Below are 13,600 nucleotides of genomic sequence, written 5' to 3' on the forward strand. Positions count from 1 at the left end.
TTTCCTCGCCGCTCATTTTAGTCTTTCCTTAATGTCCAGGGATCGGACATTGCCAGCGCGTTCAAGGGCCACGACGCCGTAATGCAGTACAACTTGAAAGAGAGGACGTCATTGAAAAGTATGTGGCTGGCGACGATCGTTGCTTGCGTCACCAGTGTGAGCTTTTGGCTGGCGGCGTCATGGTCGTCCGGAGTGAATGAGCCCTGGGACGCACAATGTTATTGGGCTGTTCTATATCCTGCGTCCCTGGCGCTGACATTGACGCTGGGTCTGCTGTTTCAAAAGCGCGGATGGGTGGCAGGTCCCATCGTAATGTTCGGGCAGATTCCGTGTGTGATGATGGCATCTGGCGCGGGGCCGCTACTGGCAGTCGGTATTTTGTATTGCGCTTTGCTTTCGATCCCGGCAGTGATGCTGTCTTGGGGCGCGCGCGCCATCTATCGGCGGCTCGCCGCTAGCTGATGCAGACCGACGCGGTGGGCACGCGGCGCGCAATTGCCGAGACGAACACATGCATCCCTTGTCTCGATGCTGCTGGGGAACGACCCGCTGTGCTTGTAAGTCTACCTGTATCTGCTGATTGGTAAGGTACAGCGCAATGGATAAGACAATCACGGTGGATCAATTGGCCACCACTGACCTGAGATCATTCAACGAAATATGGCTCGGCGGGACTCATACCCAGCTCTGCCTATGGCGTGGCGCCCAAGTCTTCACCCACGAAATGATGAGCGAGGGCACCCACGACCAGAATGTTCGAAGCCTGTGCTTGCAGTGGGTCAACCTTGACGATCAGGCCGCCGTGGCCAGCGTTGAGCGGATCGCTCGCGAACGGCTGAAAGAGATGGGGAAGGAGGGCGAGTTTTATCCGGCTGAGGAGGCGGACACCCATCAATAGTCGCTGCCTCTTATGAAGCCGTTGGGATGGTGCCGCCATCAATGACAAATTCGCTGCCCGTGATGGATGCCGCGCGAGGCGAAGCCAGGAAGGCAATGAGGTTCGCCACTTCCACAGGTTTCGAGGGCCGGCCGAGTGGAATACCGCTTAACGCGTTCATGATCATCTGTTTGCCACCTTCATAGTCGGTACCTGCTTCTTTCGCCAGGCGCTCGGCCAAGGCGACCGACGCCTCGGTTTCAACCCATCCCGGCGATACCCGGACGACACGTACTCCTTTTGGCGAGACCTCTTTCGACAGGCTTTTGCTGTAAGTCGAAAGCGCAGCCTTGGCAGCCGCGTAAGCGGTGGTTGCTTCGGGCAGCGGCAGTCGGTTCTGAATGGAGGTCACGTGAATGATGACGCCCTCGTTTCGTTCGAGCATGCCTGGCACCAAGGCGCGATCGATACGTACGGCTGGAAGCAGGTTCAGATCGAGCTCGCGTTGCCAGTGGTCCTCGTCCAGTGCAGCAAAGCCACCACCCGGTGCCGATGACCCACCCAGTACGTGGATGATGATGTCGACGTCTCCTAATATTCGCTTGGTCGCGGCCACCAACGTCTCACAACCCTCCCGGGTGGATAAATCAGCCGGAACGCACAAGTCTGGCGGCATCTCGATGTTTGCCTGGCGAGCCGAGGTCAGGACTTTTGCGCCTTCGTCGAGCAGCAGCTCAACCACCGCTTTGCCGACGCCCTTGGTGCCGCCGGTAACCAGAATGCGCTTGCCTTTCAAATCAAGATTCATGGCGTAATCTCCTCTCTGATGATGAATTGATGACACCCGGCGATCTTGCCCCTGACGGGATAGTTTGCTCAACTGGCATAAACGTAATGGCTAATCCCGATAAGCAGGACAATCAAATGCCGGATCTTCGTGTAGGGCTTAACGAGTTGGAGGCGGTGACAGCCGTGGCGCGTCGGGCCTCGTTTCGACAAGCCGCTATCGACTTGAGTGTTTCGACGACTGCGTTGAGCAATACCATCGCCAAGGTGGAGTCGAACCTTGAAACGCGGCTGTTCAATCGCACGACACGCAGCGTGTCGCTCACCGAGGCCGGCAGGATGTACATGGAGCAAGTCGGGCCGGCGCTACAGGATGTTCGCGCGGCACTCGAGGCGGTGCGCTCGCACAATGTCGGACCTTCGGGAATCTTGCGCATCAATGCATTTGCAAGTGCCGCTCGTACGACCCTGATGCCGCTGATCCTGGAGTTTTCGCGGCGTTACCCGAAGGTGCACATCGATCTGGTTACCGAAGGGCGTCTGGTGGATATCGTTGCTGACGGCTTCGACCTCGGCGTGCGGTCGGCCAATCTGGTACCCAGCGATATGATTGTCGTCCCGCTGGGCCGGCCGCAACGTTACGCCATCGTGGGCTCGCCAGCGTACTTTGAGGTGCACGGCCAGCCTCGCACTCCAGCCGATCTACTCACTCATCAGTGCTTACGGATCCGCCTACCCAACGGAGCCATTTATCCGTGGCATCTGGAACGCGACGGGGAGGTCATCAGGTTGGATGTGAATGGGCAGTTCACGCTGGACGAGCCTGGCCTTGCCAAGGCGGTCGTTGGGGCAGCCGTGGCTCTGGGTTTTTTCATGGAACAGGACGTTCAAGTCGAAATCGAGAACGGAGAGTTTGAACGGGTGCTGGAGGATTGGACGCCGGCGCGAGACAACTTGTGTTTGTATTACCCGAACCGGCGCAACCCTTCGGCAGCGCTCAAGGCGTTTACCGACTTGGCCCGTGCCAATCTGGTTGGCAACGAGAGCCTTCGGGCGCCTGTATGAAGCTCATAGGTTGTAAGTGGCTCGTATAGCCTCCACGGCCCGTTCGCCGATCACCACGCACGGGGCCATCGTATTGCCGCTCGTGACATGGGGCATGATGGAAGCATCGGCAATGCGCACGCCCTGGATTCCGTAGACGCGCAGTTGACCATCAACCACGGACATCGCGTCCTGGCCCATTTTTGCCGTACCGCATTGGTGCCAGTAGGTAACGGCAGCGTTGCGTGCGTAGTGTTCGAGCGATTGGGTGTTCAGTTTTCCAGGCAGGCTTTCATTTTTTACCAAGCCCTTGAAGGGGGCCTGCGCGCCCAGTTCCTGGACAAAACGGATGTTTTCCAGCGCGTTGCGCCGATCGGTGGGATGCGACAGCGTGTTGGGTTGAATGATGGGGGCATCAGTCACATTTGGGCCGCTGAGCGTGACCTGTCCGCGACTTTCCGGGTGGGCAAGGCCGGCGAACATTGTCCAGCCATGTGCAGGAACGCCGAGTGACGCGGTCTCTGCGCTGGGCACTGGAAACTCGACCTGGCAGTGGAACATGTCGGGGAGATGCAAAGCACTCTCGCTGCTCCAGTAGAGGGTTGCCTCCGAGCCGCCATAACCCACCGGTTGTGGTGTCGTGTATTCGAAAATAACCGCAAAGGACACGTGATCTTGATGATTGGCGCCAACGCCGGGGAGATGCTGGACGACTGGAATGCCATGGCGCTGCAATTCTTCCTCCGGCCCCACTCCGGATTGCATCAGGACCTTAGGCGTGTTGATCGCCCCCAGGGAAAGAACGACTTCGTGATTGGCGTAAAAGCACTCGGTCTGCCCATTGTTTATGGTTTCCACGCCGATGACGCGTTGGTCCTTGAATAGCACGCGACTGACCAGCGTATCAGTCAGGACCGTGAGGTTGGGCTGGCCACAGCGTGGAGCGACGTAGGCGCGGTAGATGGAATTACGCCGGCCATCCTTGACGATGAGATCGTTCAGCGCCGCACCTCCGCGGCCTTCCATCATGGCGCCGTTCGGGTTGTCAAAAACAGGTATACCCATTCCGGCAGCCGCACTGATCATGGCGTTCGCAATCGGTTGGGCGTTTCGCACTGGTGCGACATGAACCGGTCCGCCCTTGCCGCGACGGACTGAGTCGCAGATGCCCCAATAGTCTTCCACGCGTTGATAGATCTTCAGGACCGATGCGTAGCTCCACGCAGGATCTCCACTGTGCGCGGCGAAATCTTCCCAGTCGTTTTTATGGCCGCGGGCCCACAACATGACATTGACGCTGGACCCGCCGCCCAACCCACGGCCCATATTCAGCGGGATTTTCCTGTCGTTGAGATGAGGGTTTGCGGCACCCATGAAGTTCCAATCGCGCTCGGTGCCAAGGTTCAGGGGCCAGTTCCCCGGCTCCAGCACGTGAGGGTGGTCATCGCTGCCTCCGGCCTCGATGAGCAATACCTCGACCTCCGGATTCTCGGCCAGCCGTCCGGCCACGACGGAACCGGCGGTTCCCGCGCCACAGACGATAAAATCGAACGGGTGCTTTTTCTGTTCGCAATTCATAGGCATGGAAGGGTTTCCTTGGACGGTGTGGTATTGCATCGCCTGGTGCGATGACTGCTGCGAGGGAAGTGTGTTGCATCCCAGCTTCCGGCCAACCTGTCCTGAAACTGGTGGCAATCCATTGGGGCGCAGCAGCACTTCCTTCGATCTCAGCGCAGAAGGGGCCTGGAACTACTGGCTCTTCTGAACCGCCTGGATGATGACTTTTGCGACATCTGCCGCGCGAGATTGTTGTGGCACGTGGCTGGCATCGATTTCAGTGACCTTGGCACCGATCTTCTTGGCAAAAGCGCGTTGCAGATCAGGCTGGATCATCCGGTCCTCCTTGGCCACGACGTACCAGGTTGGCTTGCCTTTCCAGGCGGCGGCGCTGGTTTTGTCATCGAAGGCCGAGGCTCGGATCGGCCCTTGCGTCGCCGCCATCACCGCGGTTTGCTCTGGGGAAAGATCCTGGGCAAAACCGGTGGCCATGCCCTCGGCGGTCATGTACAGGAAACCATTTTTGTCGGCGGCGATGTCTTTCACGCCGGACGGGGCAGGGTAGTCCTTGCCCAGGTCTTTGCTGGCTTGACCGGCATCCGGAGCGAACGCGGCGACGTACACCAGGCTGCGTACTTTCTTGTCGGTGCCAGCCTCGCTGATGACGGTGCCGCCCCAGGAGTGGCCAACCAATACGACGTCGTTCTCCTGGTTGTTCAGCACACGCTGTGTGGCGGCGACATCGTCCGCCAGCGAGGTCAACGGATTTTGTACTACGGTGACCTTGATACCTTCCGCCTGCAGCAGCGGGACGACCTTGCCCCAGTCGGATCCGTCGGCGAAAGCGCCATGGACGATGACGACAGAAGGTTGCTGCGCCGCGGCATGGACCGCGCCGCCGAACAATGAACAGGTCATGGCGAGTGAGAGGGCAAGGGCCTTGGGTTTGAACATGATGCGATCTCCTGTATGGGGTGAGCGCAGTTTCAGCGATACTCGGCGGCTGAGGTATCGGTCATTTATCCGAGGCCATCAACAATGTTCAATCGGATGCCCGGAGGAAACGACATGTCGGCAGGTGACTGTATCGAATTGGAAGACGCCATCCTGGCGTTGTCCATGGTGGGCGACCTGAGCATGGGTCAGCCGTTCGATCAGTCGCGCCGCACCGCCCGATTGGTGCAAATGCTCGCGCAAGCGTGCAATGGCGCTGGCGAGCACACCGAGATCGGACGCCAGGTGGCCTTGTTGCGCTGGTCAGGGTGCACCGCCAATGCGCAGGGTTTCACCCAGCTGCTGGGCGATGATGTCGAGGGCCGCAACGCGATGCTGACGCATACCCTCAGTGCGGCGGGCCAGCGAGCGATGCGCAGGTCCACGCCGCTGGCGCAGATTCATTGCGAGGTGTCCGGTGATATCGCGCATACATTGGGCTTGAGGACCGAAGTCGAACACGGGCTGCGTCATGTGTTTGAGCAATACGACGGCGAAGGAAGGCCGTCAGGCCTGCGTCATCCACGGGTGCCGGAGGTGGTTTATCAAGTGTTGCTCGCCGGTGATCTGGAAATCCTGTCCCGCAGTCACGGCCTGGAAGTGGCGTTGCAGTGGATCGCCAGCAAGCGTGATCGACGCTATCCAGCAGCGCTCGCCGCCGAAATGCTGCAACACGCCGAAGACTGGCTCGCTCAATTGCGCACGCCAGATGTGGCTGCTTCGCGGCAAACCGCACCATCGGTGCCATTGACCCTTATCGGCGATGTGATCGATCTCAAGTTGCCGTGGCTGTCGGGGTATTCGCGACGTTCTTCGGAGCTGGTCCAGGAGGCCGCCAGGCTTTCGGGGTTGTCAGAGGCATCAGTAGACAACCTCGGCCAAGCGGCGCTGATCCATGGACTTGGCCGCGCAGCGGTGCCCAATCGAGTCTGGAATACCCCGGGTGCGTTATTGGAAGGCGATCTTGAGCAGGTGCGGTTGGTGCCTTACTGGACATCGCGAGCCTGTAGCCAGATATCGGCGTTGGCCGTGTCGGGCCAGATAGCGGCCCACGCCTACGAGCGACTGGACGGCAGTGGTTACTTTCGCAGCCTCAACGGTGACGCACTGCAAAGCGAACATCGCTTGCTGGCCGCCGCCCTGGCTTGGCAAGCGTTACTGAGCGAGCGACCGTGGCGGCCGTCCTTGAGTCAGGACGATGCCGCCCGCTTGTTGCTGGACGAGGCGGACCAGGGACGCTTTGACCGACGAGCCTGCCAGGCGGTCATCGCGGCGGCGCGCGGGGACACGGTAATGGCTGCCTGCAGGCCAAGCGGTGGCCTGCTTTCCGAGCGTGAAACCGAAATTCTACGGTGCATCAGCACAGGAGGAAGCAACAAGGAAGTGGCGCGTCAGTTGGGCATCAGTCCGAGCACGGTCCGCACCCACGTGGAAAACGTGTTCCGTAAACTTCAATGTACCACCCGTGCCGCGGCGACCCTCAAAGCCCTGACGCTAGGGTTGATTTAAGGTCAGGTCGAATAAGTTGTGATCAATCATTTGACCTCGGCGGGTGATTTTAGCTGCGTATCAAATACGAGCAGGCCCCGCAAAGTGGACTAGCGGTGGCTGATACTGGCGGGGCTCAACGCTTGGCCCTGTCGCCCGTGTTGAGTGCATCTATTTAACCAAGGTAATCGGGATGCTGGAGAGCTGGGTCACTTTAGCCGCAACAGAGCCTAAAAAGATCCCTTCCAAGACACCGTTGCCTTGGGACCCCAAGAAGATGCTGTCACAGCCTAACGATTGGGAACAGGCTACGATTCTGCTTGCGGCGTCGCCCTGTAACGCATGGAAAGTGAATGCGATGCCTTCATTCTTCAGCAAATCAATCGCTCTGCGTGAAGCCAGGGTACTTTTTTCAAGGTAGTAACGGTCCAGCTCATCACGACTCATTCCTTGTGCGACGCGAGCCGATAAGAGCGTCTGCACATTCACCAGATGAACTTCTACGTTGCCTGCGAGCAATCCGCCGTCCAGGATCAGCCCGATCAGGTAGCGCACGGCGCGTTCCGAATGTTCTGAACCATCGGCAGCAATCAGTACTTTATGCATTTTTTAGAGCTCCTGAATGACGGGGGCGAGGCTGAACTGCTTTTCTGATTAACGTCCCGCAGCCTTATCGCAGGGATCTTGCGCTTCGTCGCGGTACAGCGAACTGCGGTGGAAACTGAACAGGCGCAGTCGAATCTGTTTTTCAATCTCGATGATCACAAAGAGTGCCAGACCAATCCCGATGATGAGCAGACCATCGAGCAACGGTACCGACTGGGTATCAAACACCTTTTGCAACGGCGGCGCATAGGTGATGGCGAACTGCGCGAAAGTCACCGCAGCGACTGTCAGCCACACGACCGGGGTGCCTCGAACGGCCTCCCAGGTCAGGGACGTGCCGTAGAGATTACGTATGAAAAACAGGTGAAAGATTCCCATCACGACCAGGGTATTGACCGCCAGAGTGCGAGCCAGCTCCACGGGGTAACCGCGATCGAGCGCATAGGCAAAGATGCCGTAGACGCCGCAAAGGAAAAGAATAGAAACAAGCACCATATGCCAGATCAGGGCGCCGCTGATCAGCGGCTCATGCCTGGCACGCGGAGGCCTGCGCATGGTGTTTTCTTCGGTTGGCTCGAAAGCCAGTGCGATACCGAGGGTTATCGCGGTGATCAGGTTGATCCATAGAATCTGGATGGCCGTCACGGGTAACGTAAGGCCAAACAACAGCGCGACGATGATCGTCATGGTTTCGCCTGCGTTGGTCGGCAATGTCCAGCTCAACACTTTCTTGATGTTGTCATAGACGGTCCGGCCTTCGCGAACCGCGGCAACGATGGAGGCGAAGTTGTCATCGGCCAGGACTAGATCCGCGGCTTCCTTTGCCGCTTCACTGCCTTTATTGCCCATGGCGATGCCGGCGTCTGCACGCTTGAGTGCTGGTGCGTCGTTGACACCGTCGCCGGTCATTGCCACGGTCATGCCGTTCGACTGCAGCAACATCACCAGCCTGAGTTTATGTTCGGGGCTGGTGCGGGCGAAAATATTCACGTCTTTCAACGTTTCTTTCAGCACGGCGTCGTCCATGGCGTCCAAGTCGAGGCCGGTCAGGACCCGGTTGGGGTTCTGCAAGCCGATCTGTTGCCCGATCGCGGCGGCGGTGCCAGGGTGATCACCCGTGATCATTTTGACCCCGATACCCGCCGCCTGGCATTGCTTGACCGCCTCCACGGTTTCCGGGCGAGGCGGATCGATCATGCCCACCATGCCAAGCAAGGTCAGCGAACCCTGCACATCGGAGAACTCCAACAGCGCCTGTTCGGGTGCCACCGCCCGGGTTGCGAACGCCAACACCCTCTGGCCGTTGCGGCTGATGGCATTCGCCTGGTCAAGCCAATAGTGGGTATCGAGCCGGCCCGTTGCGGCTGTATCGATGCGTTGTTGCGTGCACATCGACAGCACCTGCTCAGGCGCGCCCTTGACGTAAATCGTAGCGTGTCGCTCATGGTTGTGATGCAACGTTGCCATGAAGCGGTGCTTGGCATCGAACGGAATCGCATCGGTGCGTGCCCAGGTGCGTCGCTCTTCGTCGCGGTCGATTCCAGCCTTGGCGGCAAATACCAGCAGCGCGCCCTCCATCGGGTCGCCTTCAACGATCCATGTGCTTTGGTGTTGTCTTAATGCTGCATCGTTGCACAGGGCTGCCGCTCGCCCGAGCTCGGCCAAGGTCGAATGATTGGCGGTGTCGATCAACTGATTCTCGAGATTGACGTTCCCAGCGGGTTGATAGCCCGCGCCATCTACCGTGAATGTGAGGTCACTGATGACGACCGACGCCACCATCATCTCGTTGCGGGTCAGGGTGCCGGTTTTGTCCGTGCAGATGACGGAGACCGAGCCCAGGGTCTCGATGGCGGGCAGGCGCCGGACGATGGCGTTGCGTCGGGCCATTGCTCGCACCCCGACGGCCAGGGTAATGGTGAGGACCGCGGGCAACCCTTCGGGAATGGCAGCGACCGACATGCCCACCACGACCATGAACATTTCGGTGAACGCGTAATGCACGACGAAATGTCCATAAACCAGCAACAAACCGGCGACAGCCAGAATCAATAAGGTCAGCCAGCGGGCAACGACGTTCATTTGCTGGACCAGTGGCGTGGTCAATGTCTCCACACCTGACAGCAGATGACTGATTCGCCCGATCTCGGCTAAAGGACCGGTGGCCACCACGACGCCGGTGGCTTGTCCGCAGGTGACCAGCGTGCCGCTGAACGCCATGCACGCCCGATCACCCAGGGCCGCTTCACTTCCCGCCGGTTCGGTGTGTTTTTCTACGGGAGCGGACTCTCCGGTCAGCAGGGCTTCCTGGATCTGCAGCCTGTTTGCGTGCAGCAGGCGCAGGTCCGCTGGGACTTTGTCGCCGGCTTCCAGCAGAACGATATCGCCCGGCACCAGCGCCTCGCCCGCGACACTCAAGCGTTCGCCGCCGCGAATCACTGCTGCCCGCGGTGCCAGCATCTGGCGGATGGCGTCCATGGCTTGTTCAGCCTTGCCTTCCTGGATATAGCCAATAAGGGCGTTTGCCAGCACTACCGCGAGAATCACTACCGTATCCCAGAGGTGCTGCAGCAGGGCGGTGATGGCCGCCGATCCCAGAAGCACATAAATCAAGATGTTGTGGAACTGCAGCGCAAAGCGTAGCCACGTCGGGCGCCGGGGTGACTCGGGGAGACAGTTGGGGCCGGCCTGGGCCAGTCGGGTCTGGACATCGGCAACGCTCAACCCGACTTGCTCACTGACCCCCAGGCGTTTGAGAACCTGTTCCGCCGGCAGGTTGTACCAGGCCTGCGGACGGAGTGGGGTGGTTGATGGGGTGTCAGTGGGCTTCATCGAGCAATTTTTCCCATGGAACTTGAAGCCTTGAATCGCCCAGGCGGTTAGCGACCAGTGCGCGATTAGTCGATCTGTTGCGGCGCAATCACCCATAAGCTGCACGGCATTTTGTACAACAGGCCCTCAACCGTGCTGCCGATCAGCTTGTCCAGACCGCTGTAGCGCACCCGGCCCATGACAATGACGTCGATATCATGGGAGGCCGCGTAGTTGACTAGAACCTTGGTTGGGTCGCCCATGATCATTCGCCGTTGTTGCGGTGCGATCCCGTTGCGTTCGACCAATGCGTCAAAGGCTGCGCCTTGGGATTCGTAGAGTTGTCGGGCCAGTGTCGAGGAGAAAAAGGTCGAACCGTTGCCAAAACCGTATTCGGCGGCGGTGATGGAGGAAAGGTCGTAGGCGTAGATGACTTCAAGTTCCGCATCGCAGCTGGCAGCCAGCTTGTTGGCTTCGGCCAGGATCCGGTCGTTGAGGCCTTCGTAGCGACCGTCGCGGTGAAAAGGGTCTATAGCGGCCACGATCTTGCGCGGGCGCGCATGGGCCACTTTGTTGACGAAGTGCAGCGGCACCTCGCATTCGCGCAGCAGGCGCACGTCCAGGGGGGTAAACATGAGGCGCGAGATCCAGGATTCAGGATCCACCGTCTTGATCAGTGCTTCCATCGGCGCTTCTTTGAGATGGACCAGGATTTCCTGCAGGGGGCGCTCCACCCACGCCACTTCCGTCGTGACCTCTATACCGAGCTTGCGCAGGGGCCTGGCTTTCTCCTCCAGCCAGTCCCGGTGGCGTTCAACGTAGCCCAGACGCATCTGCTCCAACGCCTGCTCGTTGACCAGGCTGGCCGTGGCGAGGCCTTCCAGGTAGTCAAAAGCGACAATGTGCAGCGCGGTGCCTTCGGCCTTGGCCAGTGCGGCCGCCCGGTCGAACGCCGGATTGTGTTCCATCAGCGGCGAGACGACTAGCATCAAGCGTGATTGAGTAGACATGGCAAACCTCCCGGACTAGGACTTACTGGGCACCGGGCGACCTTTTCCCGGCATGTGTCTGTCGGGATGATGATCGCCATCGGCGTTGGTCAATTGATCTACATCAAGCACCCTTCCATCACCTTCATGAAAAGCCTGCGTTCTTGGTCAATAGCGCTATGTTGGGTCAGGATTGCTCCCCCCGAGCTCCATGGGCCGCCCCGGAGCCAACCTCGTCCCCCTATGACCGTTTGACCTTGAACCTGCCCAACTCCCGCTGCATGAGCGCGGCCCGCTCCGACAGATCCTTGGCCGCCACCGCGCACTCCAGCGAGTTTGATTGATTTTTCTGCGTCACTTCGTCGATTTGCTCAAGCCCGATGCTCGCTTGCTGCAATCCGGAGGCCTGTTCGCTGGAGGCCTGGTAGATCAGCGACACCAAGTTGGACACTGCGCCAGTTCCATTGACGATATTTTTCAACGATTCGGCGGTGCGGCTAGCGATGACCATGCCGCGCTGCGTCTTGCTCGAGGAGTCGGAAATCAGCGCGGCGGTTTGCTGGGCGGCCTCGGCACTGCGCGCCGCCAGGCTGCGGACTTCGTCCGCCACGACGGCAAACCCCCGTCCCAGCTCACCCGCTCGAGCGGCCTCGATGGCGGCGTTCAAGGCCAGCAAGTTGGTTTGCGCGGCGATGTTGTCGATGGTGGTGATGATCGCCGTGATGTCTTTGCCCGAGTCGTCAATCTCGGCCATGGCGGCTATCAACTCGCCCATCAATTGATCGCTTTCTCCCGCATCGGCCCGTGATGCCTGGGATTGCTCATCCGCTTTCTTGGCGTTGGCGGCGTTGTCTCGGGTTTGAGCGGCCATTTGGGTCATGACCGCGCTGATTTCGGTAATGGACGACGCGGAGTTCGCCGCGCCGTCAGACAGCGACTGGCTGAGATCGGTGACCTGTCCTGAGCTGCCGGTGATCTGGGTTGCGCTGGACTGTACCTGTGAGATCAGTTGGTTGAGGTTACTGACCATTTTTTCCAGCGATTTGCCCAGGGTATCGTGGGGCGAGGACAACCGGACCTCCAGATCCAGGTCACCTTCGGAAATGCGCTCGGCGACTCGTACTTGCCGTTGCAGGCTTTCGGACATGTCGTTCAACGCCGCGGACAATTGTCCCACCTCATCTTCGGTTTCCTGCACCAGACGCCGCGAGAAGTCCCCCAGGCTGATGTTGGCCGCCAAGGCAGCGGCATCGCGGATTGGGCCGACAATTTTCGCGGCAGCGAACCACAACGCGACCAAGGCCAGTAGTGAGATGCCCAGACCGACAGAGACCTGCCAGATGCTGTTGTTGATACTGCGGGCCTGCAGCTCTTGCTCCAGGGCGATGGCCTGGCTCATGACCACGGCCTTGGGCAAACGAATCAGCACTGCCCAGGGTTTGCCGGTACGGCCAAGCTCAATGGGCATCAAGACTTCGATTTGTTGGGTTTGCGCATTGAGCAAGCCGTTACCGCGCCCGCTCTGGATGGTGCTCAGCACCGTTTCCCAAGACTCAGGCAACAACGCCTTGATGGGTTGGCCAATCAAGTCAGTGCGCTGACTGTCCGCCACTACCAAGCCCTGGTTGCTGAGGATCGATACCGAGCCTTTGCCGCCGTAAAGGTCGGCGGACATTTGCTCGCTGAGTTTCTGGATAAAGGCAATATCGAAGTCGGCCCCGACCACGCCCTGGAATTTGCCGTTGGCGACGATAGGGACCGACAGGGTGGTCAGCCAGACATTTTTTCCCTGGACCACGTAGGGAATGGGGTCTAGCACGCTTTCTTTCAGAGTGTCACGGGGGCCGCTGTACCAACCGCCTTTAGGCACGCCGTTGGGGTGGCGGTCCGAGGAGTCATACTCAACCAGCGGTTGCACCGCTATGTGGCCACCCGCGCTACGGGTCCAATAGGGCGTAAAGCGGCCCGTCGACGGATTGCTCCCATCCTGGGTCGCGCGAAACGCAAGGTCCTGCCCGTCCAGTGCATCTGGTTCCCAGCAGGAATAGGTCCCGTTGAAATCAGGGTTATCCTTGAGCACCCCGAGCAGTACGGTGTTGATCTGCTCTCGGCCCATCACCAGAGGGCTTTGCGAGGCTTTGCTCGCGGCAAAAGTGTTGGCCATGGTACGCGCAGCGTCCAGGGCATTTTGCAATTTGGCTTGGATGGCATTGGCGCGGGACTCCGCCAGGTTCTGGATCTCCCGGATAGTTGCGCGCTCAACCAAGGCAGAGACCTCGGCCGCTACGTATTGCTCGTTGGACTTGGCGGAAAAGAGCCCGTAGAGCACCAGGCTGAATGATGAAACAAACAGGCAGATGCCCGCTGTCATGCAGATTCTTACTTGCAGCGATTTGAGTTTCATAAAGCCTCCCAGCCCGATCTTTGGGCGCGCCGAGGATTACGGCGA

Annotated in this window: 11 protein-coding genes; 4 read left to right on the forward strand and 7 right to left on the reverse strand. The window is 59.4% G+C overall.

The window, feature by feature from the left end; genetic code table 11:
- Window positions 1-81 precede the first annotated feature (81 nt).
- Both HU762_RS00275 and HU762_RS00280 read left to right on the forward strand, forming a co-directional pair.
- On the forward strand, window positions 82-462 hold the full coding sequence (locus HU762_RS00275; protein WP_186631301.1) for a hypothetical protein: 381 nt from the start codon (window positions 82-84) through the stop codon (window positions 460-462).
- 136 nt (window positions 463-598) lie between these two features.
- Complete coding sequence (locus HU762_RS00280) at window positions 599-898, forward strand: hypothetical protein (protein WP_186631304.1); 300 nt, start codon at window positions 599-601, stop codon at window positions 896-898.
- A 10-nt stretch (window positions 899-908) separates the two neighbouring features.
- Here the strand turns inward: HU762_RS00280 and HU762_RS00285 are convergent, their stop codons facing one another.
- On the reverse strand, window positions 909-1,685 hold the full coding sequence (locus tag HU762_RS00285; RefSeq protein WP_186631307.1) for an SDR family oxidoreductase: 777 nt from the start codon (window positions 1,683-1,685) through the stop codon (window positions 909-911).
- Between the two features lie 116 nt (window positions 1,686-1,801).
- Between HU762_RS00285 and HU762_RS00290 the strand changes: the two genes are divergently transcribed.
- Entirely contained in the window at window positions 1,802-2,728 is a 927-nt protein-coding gene (locus tag HU762_RS00290; protein ID WP_186631310.1) for a LysR substrate-binding domain-containing protein, read from the forward strand.
- Window positions 2,729-2,731: 3 nt separating this feature from the next.
- Here the strand turns inward: HU762_RS00290 and HU762_RS00295 are convergent, their stop codons facing one another.
- Entirely contained in the window at window positions 2,732-4,291 is a 1,560-nt protein-coding gene (locus HU762_RS00295) for a GMC family oxidoreductase N-terminal domain-containing protein (RefSeq protein ID WP_238340319.1), read from the reverse strand.
- Window positions 4,292-4,456: 165 nt separating this feature from the next.
- Window positions 4,457-5,218, reverse strand: a complete 762-nt coding sequence (locus HU762_RS00300; RefSeq protein WP_186631313.1) for an alpha/beta hydrolase — start codon at window positions 5,216-5,218, stop codon at window positions 4,457-4,459.
- Between the two features lie 114 nt (window positions 5,219-5,332).
- Between HU762_RS00300 and HU762_RS00305 the strand changes: the two genes are divergently transcribed.
- Window positions 5,333-6,766 (forward strand): HD domain-containing phosphohydrolase, encoded by a 1,434-nt coding sequence (locus tag HU762_RS00305; RefSeq protein WP_186631316.1) that lies wholly within the window; start codon window positions 5,333-5,335, stop codon window positions 6,764-6,766.
- Window positions 6,767-6,916: 150 nt separating this feature from the next.
- On the opposite strand, the gene HU762_RS00310 is transcribed toward HU762_RS00305, so the two are convergent.
- The 4 genes from HU762_RS00310 to HU762_RS00325 all read right to left on the reverse strand — a co-directional run bounded on the left by HU762_RS00310 (window position 6,917) and on the right by HU762_RS00325 (window position 13,555).
- Window positions 6,917-7,351, reverse strand: a complete 435-nt coding sequence (locus tag HU762_RS00310; protein ID WP_186631319.1) for a universal stress protein — start codon at window positions 7,349-7,351, stop codon at window positions 6,917-6,919.
- A gap of 48 nt (window positions 7,352-7,399) precedes the next feature.
- Entirely contained in the window at window positions 7,400-10,183 is a 2,784-nt protein-coding gene (locus tag HU762_RS00315; RefSeq protein ID WP_186631322.1) for a cation-transporting P-type ATPase, read from the reverse strand.
- A gap of 65 nt (window positions 10,184-10,248) precedes the next feature.
- Window positions 10,249-11,172 (reverse strand): universal stress protein, encoded by a 924-nt coding sequence (locus HU762_RS00320; RefSeq protein ID WP_186631325.1) that lies wholly within the window; start codon window positions 11,170-11,172, stop codon window positions 10,249-10,251.
- A 220-nt stretch (window positions 11,173-11,392) separates the two neighbouring features.
- Window positions 11,393-13,555 (reverse strand): methyl-accepting chemotaxis protein, encoded by a 2,163-nt coding sequence (locus tag HU762_RS00325; protein WP_186631328.1) that lies wholly within the window; start codon window positions 13,553-13,555, stop codon window positions 11,393-11,395.
- Between the last annotated feature and the right edge of the window lie 45 nt (window positions 13,556-13,600).

This window comes from Pseudomonas sp. SWRI92 (genome assembly GCF_014268685.1).
Taxonomy (GTDB): Bacteria; Pseudomonadota; Gammaproteobacteria; order Pseudomonadales; family Pseudomonadaceae; genus Aquipseudomonas; species Aquipseudomonas marvdashtae.